This window comes from Streptomyces sp. NRRL F-5650, assembly GCF_000721365.1.
Classification (GTDB): domain Bacteria; phylum Actinomycetota; class Actinomycetes; order Streptomycetales; family Streptomycetaceae; genus Streptomyces; species Streptomyces ardesiacus.
Genome location: NZ_JOGV01000001.1, coordinates 342,238 through 359,514, shown reverse-complemented (window position 1 = coordinate 359,514; position 17,277 = coordinate 342,238). Strand labels below are relative to the sequence as shown.

Below are 17,277 nucleotides of genomic sequence, written 5' to 3'. Positions count from 1 at the left end.
CTAATAAACAAAGCCCGTTCGCACAGCGCCGTGCCGGGCTCCCGCGACGATCTCACCCGTCTCCGCATCGCCCTGACCGCCTTCTTCGCCCTCGACGGCTTCGTCTTCGCCGGCTGGGTGGTCCGCATCCCCGCCATCAAGGAGCAGACCGGCGCCTCCGCCAGCGCCCTGGGCCTCGCCCTGCTCGGCGTCTCGGCCGGCGCCGTCGTCACCATGACGCTCACCGGACGGCTGGTCCGGCGCTACGGCAGCCATCCCGTCACCGTGGCCTGCGCGGTCCTGCTCTGCCTCAGCATCGCCCTGCCCCCGCTCACCCACTCGGCGCTCGCCCTCGGCGCCGTCCTGCTGGTCTTCGGCAGCGCCTACGGCGGGATCAACGTCGCCTTCAACAGCGCCGCCGTCGATCTCGTCGCCGTGCTGCGGCGCCCGATCATGCCCGGTTTCCACGCGGCGTTCAGCCTCGGCGGCATGGTCGGCGCTGGGCTCGGCGGACTGGTCGCCGGGGTGTTGTCGCCGACGCGTCACCTGCTGGGCCTCGCCGTGACCGGTCTCCTGGTCACGCTGTTCGCCGGCCGCGCCCTGCTGCGCTGCGAGCCCGCCGCGCCGCCGGAGCGCGCGACCGAGCAGGACGGCACCCCGGCCCGGCGGGACCGTCGTACCCGTCGCCTCGTCGTCACCTTCGGGCTGATCGCCCTGTGCACGGCGTACGGCGAGGGCGCGATGGCCGACTGGGGCGCCCTGCACCTGGAACAGGACCTCGACGCCTCCCCGGGTCTGGCGGCGGCCGGCTACTCGTGCTTCGCGCTCGCCATGACCGTCGGCCGGCTGACCGGGACGACGCTGCTGGAACGCCTGGGCCGCACGGCCACGGTGGTGGCCGGCGGCACCACCGCGGTGGCCGGGACGCTGCTCGGCTCCCTCGCCCCGTCCGTGTGGGCGGCGCTGTTCGGCTTCGCGATCACCGGTCTGGGGCTCGCCAACATCTTCCCGGTGGCGATCGAGCGGGCCGGCGCGCTCGGCGGTCCGAGCGGTGTCGCGACCGCGTCCACCCTGGGCTACGGCGGGTTGCTGCTCGGCCCGCCCGCGATCGGATTCATGGCCGACTGGTTCTCCCTGCCGGCCGCCCTCACCAGCGTGGCGGTGCTCGCGGCGGTGGCGGTACTGGTCGCGGCCGTGACGCGGCGCGCGGCGGTTGCGGGCCGAGGCGGCCGGGAGCGCGCCGGGGGCTGCCGCGGAGCCCGCCCCGTACGGCACACTCCCTGCCATGAAGACCGCCGCGTACGTCGAGATCCTGGACCGTGAAGGCGCGTTGCTGGCCGGGGCGGCCGAGGCCGCGGGGAGCGGTGCCAAGGTGCCGGCCTGCCCCGGCTGGCGGGTGCGGGACCTGCTGCGTCACACAGGGACGGTGCACCGCTGGGCTACGGCGTTCGTCGCCGAGGGGCACACCGGTCCCCGGCCTGCCGAGGACCCGCCCGCCCTCGACGGCGCCCCGCTGCTGGCCTGGTTCCGCGAGGGGCACGCACGGCTCGTCGACATCCTCGCGGGCGCCGCACCCGACGTACGGTGCTGGGCCTTCCTGCCCGCACCCTCGCCGCTCGACTTCTGGGCCAGGCGCCAGGCCCACGAGACGGCCGTGCACCGCGTCGACGCCGAGTCGGCCCGCGGAGGTGAACCCACCGCCGTCGGCGCGGAGTTCGCGGTGGACGGCATCGACAAACTGCTGTGCGCCTTCCACGCCCGTCCCAGGAGCGCCGTACGCACCGCAGAACCCCGCACGCTGCGGGTACGGGCGACGGACGTGCCGGACGCGGTGTGGACCGTACGGCTGTCCGCGGGGCCGCCGGTGACCGTGCGGGACGGCGCCGGAGACGCCGACTGCGAGCTGTCCGGCCCCGCCGCGCGGCTCTACCCGGCGCTGTGGAACCGCCTGCCGTTCCCGGAGGTGTCCGGCGACGGCTCACTCGCCTCGTTGTGGCGCGAGCGCTCGGGCATCACCTGGAAGTGACGCGCGCCTCCGGTGGCGTCGGCGGGCCGGCCAGCATCCGGTGCAGCACCGCCCGCTGCACCGGCAGCGCCTCGCCGTGCCTGGCGCGGCCCTCGGGGGTGAGCACCACGCGCACGCCGCGCCGGTCCTCGGGGCACATCGAGCGCTCGACGAGGCCGTCCTTCTCCAGCCGGGCCACCAGCCGCGACAACGCGCTCTGGGTGAGGTGGACCCGTTCGGAGATCTCCTGGACGCGGTATCCGCAGGAGCCGGGACCGTCCTCGTCCCGGGCCCCGGCCAGGACGTCCAGCACCTCGAAGTCGCTTCCGCACAGGCCGTGTCCGTGCAGCGCGCGGTCGAGTTCGCACTGGACGCGGGCGTGGAGGACCAGGATCGAGCGCCACCGGGTCACGAGCGCCTGTTCGGCCTGCTTCGCCGCCATCCGCGCACCGTAGCAGAGCGCGCCGCCGCGGTCACCGCGCTGCCGAACCCCGTCCCGTTCTGGGAGACTTGACGCCATGGAGACCTACGGGGGACGACGCACGCAGGGCGAGCGGGACGCCATCACGGTGGAGATCGGCTACGCCCTGTGCAGCGCGGCGTTCGCGGCCGCCGTGGTGTTCGGCGCGGTGGCGGGGCCGGCGTACGTCTTCGGCCTGACGGGCGTGGTGCGCTCCGCGCTCGTCGGGGCCGGTGCGGTCCTCGCCGTGGCGGTGTTCGCCGTACGGGTGGTGAGCGTACTGGTCCGGTTCACGCGCGCGGGTCAGCCCAGCCAGCCGGGCCGTACCAACCCCGACTCGTAGGCGAGGACGACCAGTTGGGCGCGGTCGCGGGCGCCCAGCTTCACCATGGTGCGGCTGACGTGGGTCTTGGCGGTCAGCGGGCTGACGACCAGCCGGCGGGCGATCTCCTCGTTGGACAGTCCGATGCCGACCAACGCCATCACCTCGCGCTCCCGCTCGGTCAGCCGGGCCAGCTCACCGGCCGCCGCCGGCTCCTTGGAACGCGCCGCGAACTCGGCGATGAGCCGGCGCGTCACCCCGGGTGACAGGAGCGCGTCGCCGTTCACCACCGCCCGTACGGCGCGCAGGAGTTCCTCGGGTTCGGTGTCCTTGACCAGGAAGCCGGAGGCGCCGGAGCGGATCGCCTCGAAGACGTACTCGTCGAGCTCGAAGGTGGTGAGCATGACCACCTTGACGTCGGCCAGCCCCCGGTCGGCGGTGATCCGGCGGGTCGCGGCGAGGCCGTCGAGGTGGGGCATGCGGATGTCCATGAGGACGACGTCGGGGCGCAGGGCGCGGATCGAGCCCACCGCCTCCTCGCCGTCGGCGGCCTCCGCGACCACCTCGATGTCCGGCTGCGCGTCCAGCAGCGCCCGGAACCCGGCCCGGACCAGCGACTGGTCGTCGGCGAGCAGTACCCGGATCACCGGTCGTCCTCCTTCGCGTGCGCCGTCGGCCCGGCACCGATCGGCAGGGCCGCCAGCACCCGGAAGCCGCCGTCGGGGCGCGGGCCCGCCTCGATGGTGCCACCGAGGGCCGCGGCGCGCTCCCGCATGCCGGCCAGCCCGTTGCCGCTGCCGCCCGCCTCGGCGCCGGTCGCCGGTCCGTCGTCGTCGACGCACAGCCGCAGCGTGTTCCGGTCCGCGTCGATGCGGACCCGGGCGTGCCGGGACCCCGAGTGCCGTACGACGTTGGTGAGCGCCTCCTGCACGATGCGGAACGCGGCCAGACCGGTGCCGGGCGGCAGGCGCGGCGGGTCGCCCGCCACCGCGACGGTCAGACCCGCGCTCGCCGCCTGCTCGACCAGTTCGGGGAGCCGGTCGAGGCCGGGGGCGGGAGCGCGCGGCGCGTCCCCGGGGGTGCGCAGGGTGCCGAGCACCTGCCGGACCTCGCCGAGCGCCTCCTTGCTCTGGTCCTTGATGGTGGTGAGCGCGGTGCGGGCCTGTTCCGGGTCGGTGTCCAGGAGCGCCAGTCCGACACCGGCCTGGACGTTGATGACGGAGATGCTGTGCGCGAGGACGTCGTGCAGTTCGCGGGCGATCCGCAGCCGCTCCTCGTCCGCGCGCCGGCGTGCCGCCTGGGCCCGCTCGGCCCGCTCCCGCGCCCACTGCTCGCGGCGGGCCCGGGCCAGCTCCGACAGGGCGGCGATCGCCACGACCCAGGCGGCGATCGCGAGTTCCTGCCCCCAGGACGCGGCCGAGTCCCCGGACGGCGGCAGCCACCGGTAGAGCCAGTGCGCCACCAGCGCGTGCCCGGCCCACAGGCACCCCATCGCCGTCCACGCGGCGCTGCGGTGCCCCGAGACGACGGCGCCGAAGCAGGCCACCGCCACGGCCGCGAACACGGGGCCGTACGGGTAGCCGGCGGCCAGGTAGACCAGGGTGGCACCCGCGGTGCCGAACACGACCGGCACCGGGTACCGCTGCCTCCACAGCAGGGCGGCACCCGTCACCAGCAGCAGCGCGTGCCCGAAGGGCCCGAGGCCGGCCCGCTCGCCCGCCTGGGCGTGGGCGGCGAAGTTCGAACCGACCAGCATGACCGCCGTGACGAGCACGGTGGAGCGCCAGGGCCACCCGGGGCGGCGTTCTCCGTCGCCCGGCCGGTCCCACCACGCGGGCCCGTGCCGCCGCCACCGCGGTGCCCGGCCCCCGGGCTCGTGCTGTCCGTCCATGCCCGCCACGCTAGACGCCGGGCACGTCGGGCGGCGTCACCCGCGCGTCGTGGTCACACGTACTCCCGGCGAAGTACGCCCTGCGCGGACCGGCGCCGCGGGTGCGGGCGGGGGCGGGGAAGCGCCGCCGAGGCGCGGGCCCGACGGTCAGGTGCCGGTCGCGTCCCCGCCGGACGGCTCGGACGACTCGGACGCCTTCGCCGGTGCGGACGAGTCCGGCGCGTCGGACGGCGCGGCCGGCTCGGGCCGCCGGTCCATCGCCGACAGCGCCCGCTGGGCCAGCGGATGGTTGCGCACCAGCTCGCCCAGCGAGGTCGAGCCCTGGGTGATGTCCTTGAACGCCTTCCACGCCGGGCGGAAACCGGTCAGGGCCGCGTGGAAGAGGCCGGGGCGGCGCTCGAACACCGCCAGCATGCGCTTGCCGACGCTCATCTCCACGCCGAGACCGGCCTTGACCGCGAACGCGTAGTTCAGGGCCTGCTTGCGGGCGTCCACGGCGTCGTGCGCCTCGGAGATGCGCACCGCCCACTCCCCCGCGAGCCGGCCCGAGCGCAGGGCGAAGGAGATGCCCTCACGGGTCCACGGCTCCAGGAGTCCGGCCGCGTCCCCGCACACCAGGACCCGGCCGCGGGAGAGCGGCGAGTCGTCCGCGCGGCAGCGCGTCAGGTGGCCGGAGGAGACGCTCGGTTCGAATCCGGCCAGCCCGAGCCGGGCAATGAAGTCCTCCAGGTACCGCTTGGTCGCGGCGCCCTCGCCGCGCGCCGAGATCACGCCGACCGTCAGCGTCTCCCCCTTGGGGAAGACCCAGCCGTAACTGCCGGGGATCGGGCCCCAGTCGATGAGCACCCGGCCCTTCCAGTCCTCGGCGACCGTCTCGGGCACCGGGATCTCCGCCTCCAGACCGAGGTCGACCTGGTCCAGCTTCACGCCGACGTGCGCGCCTATCCGGCTGGCGCTGCCGTCCGCGCCGACGACGGCCCGGGCCAGAACCGTCTCCCCGCCCTGGAGGACGACGGCGACCGTGCGCCGGTCCGGCACCGCCGACCCGTGCTGCTCCACCCGGGTCACCGTCGCCCCGGTGCGCAGCTCGGCGCCCGCCTTCTGGGCGTGCTCGACGAGCTGGAGGTCGAACTCGGGCCGGTTGATCAGCCCGAACAGCATCTGCCGCGAGCGCCGGGTCCGGGTGAAGCGGCCGTTGTTCGAGAAGGTCACCGCGTGCACACGGTCCTGGAAGGGCAGCTCGAAGCCGGGCGGGAGGCTGTCGCGCGAGGGGCCGATGATGCCGCCGCCGCACGTTTTGTAGCGGGGCAGCTCGGCCTTCTCCAGCAACAGGACGCGCCGCCCCGCGACCGCCGCCGCGTAGGCGGCCGAGGCCCCCGCCGGTCCCGCGCCCACCACGACCACGTCCCAGACCTGACGCGCGTCGTCCGCCGAAGAGTTCTCGCTGCTCACGATGGTCTACTGCTCCGATCAAACCGCATGCCGCACCTGACCCCCGCATCCTACGGCGGGCATCGCCGCAGGCCACTGTGGGAGGATCGGCCCGTCATTCCAAGTACTCCTTGGTACAACGTCGCACCCACAAGGAGCGTGCCCATGTCGTCGAATCCGGTCGCCGAGACCGTCGCGTCGCTGATGCCCCGCGCGAAGGAGGAACTCGCCGCGCTGGTGGCCTTCAAGTCGGTGGCCGACTTCGACCAGTTCCCGCGCAGCGAGAGCGAGGGCGCCGCCGAGTGGATAGCGACGGCCCTGCGCACCGAGGGCTTCCAGGACGTCGCCCTGCTCGACACCCCGGACGGCACCCAGTCGGTGTACGGGTACCTGCCCGGCCCCGAGGGCGCGAAGACGGTGCTGCTCTACGCCCACTACGACGTGCAGCCGCCGCTGGACGAGGCCGGCTGGGTCACTCCCCCGTTCGAGCTGACCGAGCGCGACGGCCGCTGGTACGGACGCGGCGCCGCGGACTGCAAGGGCGGCGTGCTGATGCACCTGCTGGCCCTGCGCGCGCTCAAGGCGAACGGCGGCGTGCCGGTGCACGTCAAGGTGATCGCCGAGGGTTCGGAGGAGCAGGGCACGGGCGGTCTGGAGCGGTACGCCGAGGCGCACCCGGAGCTGCTGGCCGCCGACACGATCGTCATCGGCGACGCGGGCAACTTCCGCGTCGGCCTGCCGACGGTCACCTCCACGCTGCGCGGCATGACGCTGCTGCGCGTGAAGGTCGACACGCTCGAAGGCAACCTGCACTCCGGCCAGTTCGGCGGTGCGGCGCCCGACGCGCTCGCCGCCCTGATCCGCGTCCTGGACTCGCTGCGCGCCGAGGACGGCTCGACGACCGTCGACGGCCTGGCGGCGGACAGCACGTGGGAGGGCCTCGCCTACGACGAGGAGCAGTTCCGCCGGGACGCGCGCGTGCTGGACGGCGTGGAGCTGATCGGCTCCGGTTCGGTCGCCGACCGCATCTGGGCGCGGCCGGCCGTCACCGTGCTCGGCATCGACTGCCCGCCGGTCGTCGGCGCCACCCCGTCGGTGCAGGCGGGGGCACGGGCGCTGGTGAGCCTGCGGGTGCCGCCGGGCGTGGACGCGGCCGAGGCCGCCAAGCTGCTCCGGGCCCACCTGGAGACGCGGACGCCCTGGGGCGCCCGGGTCGCCGTGGAGCAGATCGGCCAGGGCCAGCCGTTCCGCGCCGACACCACCAGTCCGGCCTACCAGGCCATGGCGGACGCGATGGCGGTGGCGTACCCCGGCGAGGAGATGCAGTACGCCGGGCAGGGCGGCTCCATCCCGCTGTGCAACACCCTGGCGGCCCTGTACCCGGAGGCGGAGATCCTGCTGATCGGCCTGAGCGAGCCCGAGGCGCACATCCACGCCGTGAACGAGAGTGTCTCCCCCGAGGAGCTGGAGCGGCTGTCGGTGGCCGAGGCGCACTTCCTGCTCAACTACGCGGCGAGCTGAGCCGGTCCTCTCCACCCCTTGCCGTCACCGGCGGGGCCCTGTCACGGACGGGGTCCCGCCACGGGCGGAGATCCCGTCACGGGGGTCCCGCCACCGGGCGGAGCCGCTCAGCCGACCGGTGTGCCCGCCTCCAGGTAGTGGGCGGCGCCGCGCTCGCGGGCCCGCAGCGCCCAGCGCAGCCGTTCGTAGCGGACCGGGGGCAGCAGGGCGGCGGCCTCGTCCTCGGTGGCGAAGCGCCAGGCGCGCAGTTCGGCGTCGGGCAGCAGGACCCGGCCGGCGTCCGCGGAGTCGAGCCGGCCGCCGTCGAAGAGCAGCCGCAGCCCGCCGTGGGCGGGGGGCACAGGTGGTTCCCAGTCGACGACCAGCAGGGCCGGCACGTCCCGCAGGCGAAGGCCCGTCTCTTCGGCGACCTCGCGCATGCCGGCGCGGGCGGGGGCCTCGCCGGGTTCGACGACGCCGCCGGGGAACTCCCAGCCGGGTTTGTAGGTGGGGTCGACGAGCAGGACGCGGTCCCGGTCGTCGAAGAGCAGGACGCCGGCGGCGACGGTCTCGCCGGCGGGCTCCGGTGTCTGCACGATCTCGCAGGCAGGCACGGCACCCGTGCCGACGGCCTCGGCGATCCGGACGGCGGCCTCGTACGGGGTGAGGGCGCCGGTGTCGACGGGGTGGGCGTCGGCGGTGAGCCAGGAGGCGAGGGCCGCTCGGTAGGGCTCGATGTGGTCGTAGGGCCACTGCCGCACCCGTATCGCGCCGTCGGGCGGGTCCTCGGGTGTCCCACGGTTCGCGGCCCGCTCCCGCAGGATCGTTTCGGCCGGGGCCAGCAGGACGTGGTGGACCTCGATCCGGCGGGCGGCGAGGCCGCCGAAGATCTCGTCCCGGTACTCCTGGCGCAGCAGGGTCATCGGGATCACGAGCGTCCCGCCGAGGTCGGCGAGGAGTGCGGCGGCCGTGTCGACGACCAGCCGCCGCCAGATCGGCAGGTCCTGGAAGTCGCCCACCTCGGCCAGGCGTTTGGGCGGCAGCAGGTGTGCGAGCGTCCCCCCGACGACGTCGGGGTCGAAGAGCGTGCTGTTCGGGATCAGTTCGATCAGCTCCCGTGCGGTGGTGGTCTTCCCCGCACCGAACGCGCCGTTGATCCAGACGACGGTCACAGGTCCCCCTCTTCCGTTGGCCCCCTGTGGCTTGCCCGCTTCACCCTGCCACGGAAACCAGACCACGTTGAGGGAGCGTGAAAGGGCATATGACAGCGGCGCCGACGCCCCCGTGGGGCACCGGCGCCGTGCGGTGCGGCCCGGGCGCTCCGGCCCGGCCCGGCCGAGGGTCAGCCCAGCGGCCCCAGGGTGTCGCCGTCGAGGGCCAGGCTGTCGGTGGCGACGGTGTCCTGCACGGTGCTGACGGTGTCGTCCACGTCGAGATGGAGCGGGAGGTCGGCCGGGGCGGCGTGGGACGGGCTGACGGCCGCGACGACGAAGCCGGTGGCCAGGGACGCGAGGGCGAGCATGCTGCGCTTCTTCATGCCCCGTTCAACTGCGTCCGGCGCGCCGGGGTCACGGGCCGGACACCGGAAGCCTCCACATGCGCCGGCCGGCCGACGCTCACCTGCCGGCGGCTGTCCGGCATCGCCGTTGCGCCGGGGCTGGTGATGTCCCTCGCGGACGTGCACGGCTGCCGCACCGCCCGTACTCCTCCCACGCAGCGACTCCGGCCGCCGCACCCGGACTGCCCGGCAACCCCTCCCACCACACCCGGCCCCACGCAGCATCCCCCGCCCCCGCCGCACTCGCCGGGGCGGGGGATGCTGCTGCCGCGCTGCGGCCGGTCGAGGGCGGCGCGCTCACCGCCCGGTACCCACACGGCACCTCCCTCCACGCCACCCTCCAGGCGACGGTGACGTGCCGGATCCCTGTGCGTCGCCCGGTCCTGCACCGGGCGACGATGCCGGGTCCCGGGCGACGCCACCGTCCGACGCGTCCCGCGGCACCGCCGCCCACCCGGCCCGCTACGGGTCCGGTTCACCCGGCCCGGCTCGCGCCCGGTCGGCGAGACCTGCCCGCCAAGCCACGCTCCCAGCAGCCTGCCCAGCCCCGGACAGCACGCCTCCCACCGCATCCGCACCCGCACCCGCACCCGCACCCGCACCCGCACAGCAACCCCTCACCGCACTCCAACCCGAACAGCAACCCAGCCCCGCCGCACCCAAGCACCCGCAGCACCGCCACCCGGCCCCACGCAGACCCACCCGGCAAGTCCCACCCGACCCACTCGGGCCCGGGCAGCACCCTCCCCTCGCGCCCAAACACGGACCGCATCCCTCCCCCACCGCGCCCAAACCCGCGCGGCGGTCCTCCCGCGCCCCGGGCCGCGTTCAGACCCGCGCCGCCGCCGCGCCCGCCGTTCGGGACAGGGCCGCCGCGGCCGCGCCGACCAGTCCGGCGTCCGTTCCCATCTGTGCGGGGACGACCACCAGCCGCTGGACGAAGGACAGCGTCGCGTAGTCGGTGAGCGCCTTGCGCAGCGGTGCGAAGAGGACGTCCCCCGCCTTGCCCACGCCTCCGCCGACCACGGCGATGTCGATCTCGACCAGGGTCGCGGTGGCGGCGATCCCGGCGGCCAGCGCCTGCGCGGCCCGTTCGAAGGAGGCGACGGCGACCGGGTCGCCCCGACGGGCGGCTGCGGCGACCGCGGCGGCCGAGACGTCGCCGTCCGGGCCGGGCAGCCAGCCGGCGTCGAGGGCACGGCGGGCGATGTTGGGGCCGCTCGCTATGCGCTCCACGCAGCCGCGCGCGCCGCACGGGCAGGGGTCGCCGTCCAGGTCGACGCTGATGTGCCCGATGTGGCCGGCGTTGCCGGTCGGGCCGGGATGCAGCCGGCCGCCCAGGACCAGACCGCCTCCGACGCCGGTCGACACCACCATGCACAGCGCGTTGTCGTGCCCGCGGGCGGCGCCCTGCCAGTGTTCGGCGGCCGTGATGGCCACCCCGTCCCCGATCAGTTCCACGGGCAGGCCGCCGACGGCGTCCCGGACCCTGCGGACCAGCGGATAGTCGCGCCAGCCGGGCACGTTCACCGGGCTGACCGTGCCGGCGGAGGCGTCCACCGGGCCCGCGCTGCCGATGCCGACGGCCGTGACACCGCCCCACAGGGGCGACGCCGTCAGTTCGGCGAGGACGGCCCCGACGGCCCCCATCACGGTGTCACCGTCCTCGCGGGCGGGTGTCGCACGCTGTGCGCGGGCCTGGATGCGGCCGTGGCCGTCCACCAGTGCCCCGGCGATCTTGGTGCCGCCGATGTCCAGCGCTGCCACGAGGTCGGTGTGCATCAGAGTCGGATCTCCCCGTCGGACCGAAAGCGAAAAACCTGCGCATGGCCAGCCATAGCCATACATGCCGTACATGCCGTACACGCGAGCACACGGCGACCGGCCCCTTGGTGGGGACGGGGGCCGGAGAGTGCGGTGGACAGTGTCTCCCGCATCTGACAACGTTGTCCAGGCTCTATGCTCGACGCCACATCCTCATACAAGCCCATCACCGACACATCCCCCTGGACAGCAGGAGCCGACGCTTTCCCGTGGACGACAGGACAGGACACCGCACCGTGCCCGACACGACCCGCCGCGCAGACCGCCTCCCCGGGAACCGTTACGGCAACCGCCCGACCATGAAGGACGTCGCCGCCCGGGCCGGTGTCGGACTCAAGACCGTCTCCCGGGTGGTCAACGGGGAGCCCGGCGTCACCCCGGAGACCGAGCGCCGCGTCCAGGAGGCCATCGACGCGCTGGGCTTCCGCCGCAACGACAGCGCGCGGGTGCTGCGCAAGGGCCGCACCGCGAGCATCGGCCTGGTCCTGGAGGATCTGGCCGACCCGTTCTACGGGCCGCTCAGCCGTGCCGTGGAGGAGGTGGCCCGCGCCCACGGCGCCCTGCTGATCAACGGGTCCAGCGCGGAGGACCCCGAGCGCGAGCAGGAGCTGGTCCTCGCCCTGTGCGCGCGGCGCGTGGACGGGCTGGTGGTGATCCCCGCAGGGGACGACCACCGTTATCTGGAACCGGAGCTGAAGGCGGGCGTGGCCACGGTCTTCGTGGACCGTCCGGCGGGGCAGATCGACGCGGACGTGGTGGTCTGCGACAACTTCGGCGGCGCCCGCGACGGGGTCGCCCACCTGATCGCGCACGGGCACCGCAGGATCGGCTTCATCGGCGACATGCCCCGCATCCACACCGCCGCCGAGCGGCTGCGCGGCTACCGGGCCGCCATGGAGGACGCGGGCATACCGGTCGAGGACTCCTGGATGTCCCTGGGCGTCACCGACCCCGAGCGGGTGCGCCGGGCGGCCGAGGAGATGCTCGCCGACCCGCACCCGGTCACCGCGATCTTCACGGGCAACAACCGGGTGACGGTCACCGTGATCCGGGTCCTGGCCGAGCACACCCGGGGGGTGGCCCTGGTCGGCTTCGACGACATCGAGCTGGCCGACCTGCTCCAGCCGGGTGTCACCGTGGTCGCGCAGGACGCCGCCGCCCTCGGCCGCACCGCTGCCGAACGGCTCTTCCGGCAGCTAGACGGCACCCTCCTCGCCCCCGACCGCATCGAACTGCCGACCAGGCTGATCACCCGGGGTTCGGGCGAGCTGCCGCCCGCCGACTGACCACCCGCGCGACCCCGCCGGAGGGAACCAAACCGTGCCACGACCACCGAGCGAGCGGGCCGCCCCCGCGGAACAGCCCGGCGAGGACCGGACGCTGCGCGCCCTCGGGCTGGACGGGGTGCCGCGCGAGGAGCCGCTGCTGTATCCGGGCGCATGGCCCCGCGAGTCCGGGCTGCTGGTCGGGGACCGGCTGCTGCCGCTGGACCGGCCGGCGCGCGAGGCGTGGGAGCAGGAGGACGGCCGGGTCCCGGTGCTGGCGATCGGCTCCAACGCGAGCCCGGCCCAACTGCGGCACAAGATGGCCGAGTTCGGGATCGACTCGCCGGTCCCGATGGTCAGGTCGCGGGTCACGGGACTGGACGTCGGCGTCTCCGCGCACGTGAGCCGCATGGGCTACGTGTCCGCCTCGCCGGTGGGCGCCCCCGGCACCGTGCGGGAGCTGTTCGTGCTGTGGCTCGACCCCGGGCAGCTCGCGGTGGTCGACGCGAGCGAGGGCGTGCCGATGGCGGGCGGCAACTTCGACCGCGCCTGGCTGCCCGCGCCCGACGTGCGCGTCGAGCCCGGGGACGGTTCGGTGCTGTGCGGCACGTACGCGTACGTCAACCGCCACGGCGTCCTGCACGACGGCACCGGTGCGCCCCGGCGGCACCCGGGCGAGCAGCGGCCCCTCATCACCGGGCTGCTGCACGGTTCGCCCCGGCTGCGGGCGCTGTTCGGGGCGACGCCGGAGGAGTTCTGCGCGCGGGCGCGGGCGGACCGGCGGCTGTGCGACCGGGGGACGCGGCTGTTCGCCGAGGAGGGGCGGGTGACGGCGTCCGGCCTGGAGCGGTACGTGGGCGCGGAGCCCGAGGAGCCCTGTGTCCGGGGCCGGACGCCGTCTTCGGGGCCTACTGCGCCGACGCAGTGAGGTCGCCGCGCCGCGGGCCCGAGAAGCCCTCCAGGTCGGCGCGGGTCAGGCCGGTCAGCCGGGCGACCTCGCCGATGTCGAGGGCACCGCAGTCCAGGCCGCGCAGCAGGTAGCCGCTGAGGGCCTTGGCGGTGGCGGGCTCGTCCATGACGTCGCCGCCGGCGCGGTTGGCGTAGCGGGCGAGACGGGCGGCGGCCTGCTCGAACCCCTCGCGGTAGAAGGCGAAGACGGCCGCGTACCGGGTGGGGATGTGGCCGGGGTGCATGTCCCAGCCCTGGTAGTAGGCGCGGGCCAGGGCGCGGCGGGTGAGGCCGTAGTGCAGGCGCCAGGCGTCGTGGACCTGGGCGGTGGGACCGACCGGCAGGACGTTGGTGGAGCCGTCCGAGACGCGTACGCCGGTGCCGGCGGCGGCGACCTGCATGACCGCCTTGGCGTGGTCGGCGGCCGGGTGGTCGCTGGCCTGGTGGGCGGCGGAGACGCCGAGGCAGGCGCTGTAGTCGAAGGTCCCGTAGTGCAGGCCGGTGGCGCGGCCCTCGGCGGCCTGGATCATCCGGGCGACGGTGGCGGTGCCGTCGGCGGCGAGGATGGACTGGCTGGTCTCGATCTGGATCTCGAAGCCGATCCGGCCGGGCGTGAGGCCGCGTGCCTTCTCGAAGGCCTCCAGGAGCCGCACCATGGCGGTGACCTGCTCGGGGTAGGTCACCTTGGGCAGCGTGAGCACCAGCCCGTCGGGCAGTCCGCCGGCCTCCATGAGACCGCTGAGGAAGACGTCGAGGGTCCGGATGCCCCGGGCCCGCACCGGAGCCTCCATGCACTTCATGCGGATGCCCATGTACGGGGCCGCGGTGCCCTGTTCGTACGCCTCGGCGACCAGCCGGGCCGCGCGGGCCGCCGCCTCGTCCTCCTCGGCGTCCGTGCGGTTGCCGTAACCGTCCTCGAAGTCGATGCGCAGGTCCTCGACCGGCTCGCGCTCCAGCTTGGCGCGGACGCGGCTGTACACGGGCTCGGCGAGGTCGTCGGCGAGGCCGAGGACGGCGGCGAAGGAGGCGGCGTCCGGGGCGTGTTCGTCGAGGGCGGCCAGCGCCCGGTCGCCCCAGGAGCGGATCGTGTCGGCCGCGAAGACGTCGCCGGGCACGTAGACGGTGTGGACGGGCTGGCGGGTGCCCGGGTCCCCGGGGTAGCGGCGCTCCAGCTCCGCGTCCACCGGTGCGAGGGAGGCACTGATCTCCTCGCCGACGGCGCCCGCGAGGCTCGTTGCCACCTTCTCCTGCTGACCCATTCGACACCCTCCTGATGTTCATTTTTCCGCTGAACGGAATCACTTATCCGTAGAGTGAAGTTATCTGTCGGCCTCCCGCCGGTCAACACCATCCTGCGCAGACACCGAGGCCCCCGCGACCACGTGCGGTCGCGGGGGCCTCGGCACGACGTTGCCGCCGGGAGGGTCAGCCCTTGCGGGACTTCACTTCCTCGGTGAGCTGGGGGACGACGTCGAAGAGGTCGCCGACGACGCCGTAGTCGACCAGCTCGAAGATCGGGGCCTCGGCGTCCTTGTTGATCGCCACGATCGTCTTCGAGGTCTGCATGCCCGCGCGGTGCTGGATCGCGCCGGAGATGCCGGAGGCGATGTAGAGCTGCGGCGAGACGGACTTGCCGGTCTGGCCGACCTGGTTGGTGTGCGGGTACCAGCCCGCGTCCACCGCGGCGCGCGAGGCGCCGACGGCCGCGCCGAGGGAGTCGGCGAGCGCCTCGATGATCGCGAAGTTCTCCGCGCCGTTGACCCCGCGGCCGCCGGAGACGACGATCGCGGCCTCGGTCAGCTCCGGGCGCCCGGTCGACTCGCGCGGCGTGCGCGAGGTGACCTTGGTCCCGGTGGCGGCGGCGGAGAAGGTGACCGACAGGGGCTCGACGGCACCGGCGGCCGGGGCGGGCTCCACGGCCGCCGAGTTCGGCTTGACCGTGATGACCGGGGTGCCCTTGGAGACGCGGGACTTGGTGGTGAAGGCGGCGGCGAACACCGACTGGGTGGCCACCGGGCCCTCGTCGCCGGCCTCCAGGTCGACGGCGTCGGTGATGACGCCCGATCCCAGGCGCAGCGCCAGGCGGGCGGCGATCTCCTTGCCCTCGGCGGAGGAGGGGACCAGCACGGCGGCCGGGGAGACGGCGGCGACGGCGGCCTGGAGGGCGTCGACCTTCGGTACGACGAGGTAGTCGGCGTACTCGGCGGCCTCGTGGGTGAGGACCTTCACCGCGCCGTGCTCGGCGAGGGCGGCGGCGGTGTCACCGGCGCCGCCTCCCAGCGCGACGGCGACGGGCTCGCCGATGCGGCGGGCCAGCGTCAGCAGCTCCAGGGTCGGCTTGCGGACGGCACCGTCCACGTGGTCGACGTAGACGAGAACTTCAGCCATGGGACTTCTTCTCTCCTGCTTGCGAAAGATGAGGGGCGGTCAGCGGGGCGGGGCTCAGATGAACTTCTGGCCCGCCAGGAACTCGGCGAGCTGCTTGCCGCCCTCGCCCTCGTCCTTGACGATCGTGCCCGCGGTGCGCGCCGGGCGCTCGGCGGCCGACTCCACGACCGTGTAGGCGTTCTCCAGGCCGACCTCGTCCTCGTCGATGTCGAGGTCGGACAGGTCCCAGGACTCCACCGGCTTCTTCTTGGCCGCCATGATGCCCTTGAAGGACGGGTACCGCGCCTCGCCCGACTGGTCGGTGACCGACACGACCGCCGGCAGCGACGCCTCGAGCTGCTCCGTGGCCGAGTCGCCGTCGCGGCGGCCCTTGACGACGCCGCCCTCGACCGAGACCTCGGACAGCAGCGTCACCTGCGGCACGCCCAGGCGCTCCGCGAGCAGCGCGGGGACGACGCCCATGGTGCCGTCGGTGGAGGCCATGCCGGAGACGACCAGGTCGTAGCCGGCCTTCTCGACGGCCTTGGCCAGCACCAGGGACGTGCCGATGGCGTCGGTGCCGTGCAGGTCGTCGTCCTCGACGTGGATCGCCTTGTCGGCACCCATGGACAGCGCCTTGCGCAGGGCGTCCTTGGCGTCCTCGGGGCCCACCGTCAGGACGGTCACCTCGACGTCGTCGTCGGAGTTCTCGGAGATCTGCAGCGCCTGCTCGACCGCGTACTCGTCCAGCTCGGAGAGCAGACCGTCCACGTCGTCCCGGTCGACGGTCAGGTCATCGGCGAAGTGCCGGTCGCCAGTGGCGTCGGGCACGTACTTCACAGTGACAACGATCCTCAAGCTCACGCCGGCTCTCCTACTGCGTCGACATTTCCAGTGCTGCCTCTTGCAGGCAGCATAGGCGCCCCAAGCGGCCGATCCCGGTCGGGGCGACCTGCGCTCCGCCCGGAATATTACTCGTCAGTACACCCAGTTCCTGCCCGCTAAGCAAGCGCTTTGAACTGTGACCTTCGCAACGCAGCGTAACCGGAACCCGACGCCTTCGCAGAAGGTGTCCCGCCGACCGGTCAGTCGCGCAGACCCCGGTATCGCCCCTGGTGGTACAGGAGTGGCCGGCCGGCCCCCGCGGCGTCCCCGAGCAGGACCTCCGCCAGCACGATCCGGTGGTCCCCCGCGGGCACCCGGCCCACCACGCGGCACACGAGCCAGGCCGGCACCCCGTCCAGCACGGGCACGCCCTCGGGCCCCTCGCGCCAGGCGGTGGGAGCGGCGAAGCGGTCGGCGCCGCTGCGGGCGAAGGTGGCCGCCAGTTCCTCCTGGTGCTCGCCGAGCAGGTGGACGCCGACGTGCTCGGCCTCGGACACCGCGGGCCAGCACGAGGAACCGGTGCCGATACCGAAGGAGAGCAGCGGAGGCCGGGCGGAGACGGAGGTGAGGGACGTGGCCGTGAAGCCGGCCGGGCCGCCGGGTCCCCGCGCGGTGATCACGGCGACGCCCGCAGCGTGCCGCCGGAAGACCGACCGCAGCAGGTCGTCGGCGGCGGGCCGCGGTGCGGCGAGGTCCGGGGTGGCCGTCATGCGGGAGGGTCCTTCTGCGTTGCGCCTCGGCCCCGGAACCCCGGAGCGGGGCACGGGGGCGGGCTGACGACGGGTGGCACACACAGTCAATTACGTCCCGGGATCTCGAAGCTGTGGAGAAGACCTCAGCAC

Annotated in this window: 17 protein-coding genes; 6 read left to right on the top strand and 11 right to left on the bottom strand. The window is 74.3% G+C overall.

The genetic code is table 11. From position 1 onward, the window contains the following. Positions 1-30 precede the first annotated feature (30 nt). Together IG88_RS0101700 and IG88_RS0101695 are read left to right on the top strand one after the other, a co-directional pair. Positions 31-1,302 (top strand): MFS transporter, encoded by a 1,272-nt coding sequence (locus IG88_RS0101700; protein WP_234331967.1) that lies wholly within the window; start codon positions 31-33, stop codon positions 1,300-1,302. Then, positions 1,265-2,005, top strand: a complete 741-nt coding sequence (locus IG88_RS0101695) for a maleylpyruvate isomerase family mycothiol-dependent enzyme (protein WP_031034061.1) — start codon at positions 1,265-1,267, stop codon at positions 2,003-2,005. The genes IG88_RS0101700 and IG88_RS0101695 overlap by 38 nt, the downstream gene beginning before the upstream one ends. On the opposite strand, the gene IG88_RS0101690 is transcribed toward IG88_RS0101695, so the two are convergent. Beyond that, entirely contained in the window at positions 1,992-2,426 is a 435-nt protein-coding gene (locus IG88_RS0101690) for a MarR family winged helix-turn-helix transcriptional regulator (protein WP_037835162.1), read from the bottom strand. The genes IG88_RS0101695 and IG88_RS0101690 overlap by 14 nt on opposite strands. A gap of 76 nt (positions 2,427-2,502) precedes the next feature. Between IG88_RS0101690 and IG88_RS0101685 the strand changes: the two genes are divergently transcribed. Further along, on the top strand, positions 2,503-2,787 hold the full coding sequence (locus IG88_RS0101685; RefSeq protein ID WP_031034059.1) for a DUF6332 family protein: 285 nt from the start codon (positions 2,503-2,505) through the stop codon (positions 2,785-2,787). Here IG88_RS0101685 and IG88_RS0101680 read toward each other — a convergent pair. From IG88_RS0101680 to IG88_RS0101670, 3 genes are all read right to left on the bottom strand, one after another. Further along, positions 2,748-3,413 carry a response regulator transcription factor gene (locus IG88_RS0101680; RefSeq protein ID WP_031034056.1) on the bottom strand — a complete coding sequence of 222 codons (666 nt, stop codon included), beginning with the start codon at positions 3,411-3,413 and terminating at the stop codon, positions 2,748-2,750. The two genes, IG88_RS0101685 and IG88_RS0101680, sit on opposite strands and share 40 nt — an antisense overlap. Further along, positions 3,410-4,657, bottom strand: a complete 1,248-nt coding sequence (locus tag IG88_RS0101675; RefSeq protein WP_107451998.1) for a sensor histidine kinase — start codon at positions 4,655-4,657, stop codon at positions 3,410-3,412. The genes IG88_RS0101680 and IG88_RS0101675 overlap by 4 nt, the downstream gene beginning before the upstream one ends. A gap of 147 nt (positions 4,658-4,804) precedes the next feature. Next, complete coding sequence (locus IG88_RS0101670) at positions 4,805-6,109, bottom strand: geranylgeranyl reductase family protein (protein ID WP_031034053.1); 1,305 nt, start codon at positions 6,107-6,109, stop codon at positions 4,805-4,807. 144 nt (positions 6,110-6,253) lie between these two features. Here IG88_RS0101670 and IG88_RS0101665 point away from each other — a divergent pair, with 144 nt between their 5' ends. After that, the gene (locus IG88_RS0101665) at positions 6,254-7,609 is read left to right on the top strand and encodes a dipeptidase (RefSeq protein WP_031034050.1); all 1,356 of its coding nucleotides are present in this window, start codon (positions 6,254-6,256) and stop codon (positions 7,607-7,609) included. A gap of 107 nt (positions 7,610-7,716) precedes the next feature. Here the strand turns inward: IG88_RS0101665 and IG88_RS0101660 are convergent, their stop codons facing one another. From IG88_RS0101660 to IG88_RS0101650, 3 genes are all read right to left on the bottom strand, one after another. Further along, positions 7,717-8,760 carry an NUDIX hydrolase gene (locus IG88_RS0101660; RefSeq protein WP_031034048.1) on the bottom strand — a complete coding sequence of 348 codons (1,044 nt, stop codon included), beginning with the start codon at positions 8,758-8,760 and terminating at the stop codon, positions 7,717-7,719. A gap of 170 nt (positions 8,761-8,930) precedes the next feature. After that, a complete protein-coding gene (locus IG88_RS0101655; RefSeq protein ID WP_030398807.1) occupies positions 8,931-9,125 on the bottom strand; it encodes a hypothetical protein in 195 nt (64 codons plus the stop codon). 849 nt (positions 9,126-9,974) lie between these two features. Beyond that, positions 9,975-10,928 (bottom strand): ROK family protein, encoded by a 954-nt coding sequence (locus tag IG88_RS0101650; RefSeq protein ID WP_031034046.1) that lies wholly within the window; start codon positions 10,926-10,928, stop codon positions 9,975-9,977. A gap of 251 nt (positions 10,929-11,179) precedes the next feature. Here IG88_RS0101650 and IG88_RS0101645 point away from each other — a divergent pair, with 251 nt between their 5' ends. Beyond that, entirely contained in the window at positions 11,180-12,256 is a 1,077-nt protein-coding gene (locus tag IG88_RS0101645) for a LacI family DNA-binding transcriptional regulator (RefSeq protein ID WP_063760570.1), read from the top strand. A 34-nt stretch (positions 12,257-12,290) separates the two neighbouring features. Next, entirely contained in the window at positions 12,291-13,163 is an 873-nt protein-coding gene (locus tag IG88_RS0101640; protein ID WP_051851720.1) for a hypothetical protein, read from the top strand. Here IG88_RS0101640 and IG88_RS0101635 read toward each other — a convergent pair. From IG88_RS0101635 to IG88_RS0101620, 4 genes are all read right to left on the bottom strand, one after another. After that, positions 13,144-14,442 carry a DUF6986 family protein gene (locus IG88_RS0101635; protein WP_031034039.1) on the bottom strand — a complete coding sequence of 433 codons (1,299 nt, stop codon included), beginning with the start codon at positions 14,440-14,442 and terminating at the stop codon, positions 13,144-13,146. The two genes, IG88_RS0101640 and IG88_RS0101635, sit on opposite strands and share 20 nt — an antisense overlap. A 166-nt stretch (positions 14,443-14,608) precedes the next feature. Beyond that, positions 14,609-15,571: an electron transfer flavoprotein subunit alpha/FixB family protein gene (locus IG88_RS0101630; RefSeq protein ID WP_031034037.1), complete on the bottom strand. Its 963-nt coding sequence runs from the start codon at positions 15,569-15,571 to the stop codon at positions 14,609-14,611. A gap of 54 nt (positions 15,572-15,625) precedes the next feature. Then, on the bottom strand, positions 15,626-16,414 hold the full coding sequence (locus IG88_RS0101625; RefSeq protein WP_030398801.1) for an electron transfer flavoprotein subunit beta/FixA family protein: 789 nt from the start codon (positions 16,412-16,414) through the stop codon (positions 15,626-15,628). 221 nt (positions 16,415-16,635) lie between these two features. Further along, a complete protein-coding gene (locus IG88_RS0101620; protein ID WP_031034033.1) occupies positions 16,636-17,145 on the bottom strand; it encodes a flavin reductase family protein in 510 nt (169 codons plus the stop codon). Positions 17,146-17,277 lie beyond the last annotated feature (132 nt).

Coding starts and splice junctions, on each gene's coding strand:
- IG88_RS0101695 (WP_031034061.1), top strand. CDS start 1,265: ATGAAGACCGCCGCGTACGTCGAGATCCTGGACCGTGAAGGCGCGTTG.
- IG88_RS0101690 (WP_037835162.1), bottom strand. CDS start 2,426: ATGGCGGCGAAGCAGGCCGAACAGGCGCTCGTGACCCGGTGGCGCTCG.
- IG88_RS0101685 (WP_031034059.1), top strand. CDS start 2,503: ATGGAGACCTACGGGGGACGACGCACGCAGGGCGAGCGGGACGCCATC.
- IG88_RS0101675 (WP_107451998.1), bottom strand. CDS start 4,657: ATGGACGGACAGCACGAGCCCGGGGGCCGGGCACCGCGGTGGCGGCGG.
- IG88_RS0101665 (WP_031034050.1), top strand. CDS start 6,254: ATGTCGTCGAATCCGGTCGCCGAGACCGTCGCGTCGCTGATGCCCCGC.
- IG88_RS0101655 (WP_030398807.1), bottom strand. CDS start 9,125: ATGAAGAAGCGCAGCATGCTCGCCCTCGCGTCCCTGGCCACCGGCTTC.
- IG88_RS0101650 (WP_031034046.1), bottom strand. CDS start 10,928: ATGCACACCGACCTCGTGGCAGCGCTGGACATCGGCGGCACCAAGATC.
- IG88_RS0101635 (WP_031034039.1), bottom strand. CDS start 14,442: ATGGGTCAGCAGGAGAAGGTGGCAACGAGCCTCGCGGGCGCCGTCGGC.
- IG88_RS0101630 (WP_031034037.1), bottom strand. CDS start 15,571: ATGGCTGAAGTTCTCGTCTACGTCGACCACGTGGACGGTGCCGTCCGC.
- IG88_RS0101620 (WP_031034033.1), bottom strand. CDS start 17,145: ATGACGGCCACCCCGGACCTCGCCGCACCGCGGCCCGCCGCCGACGAC.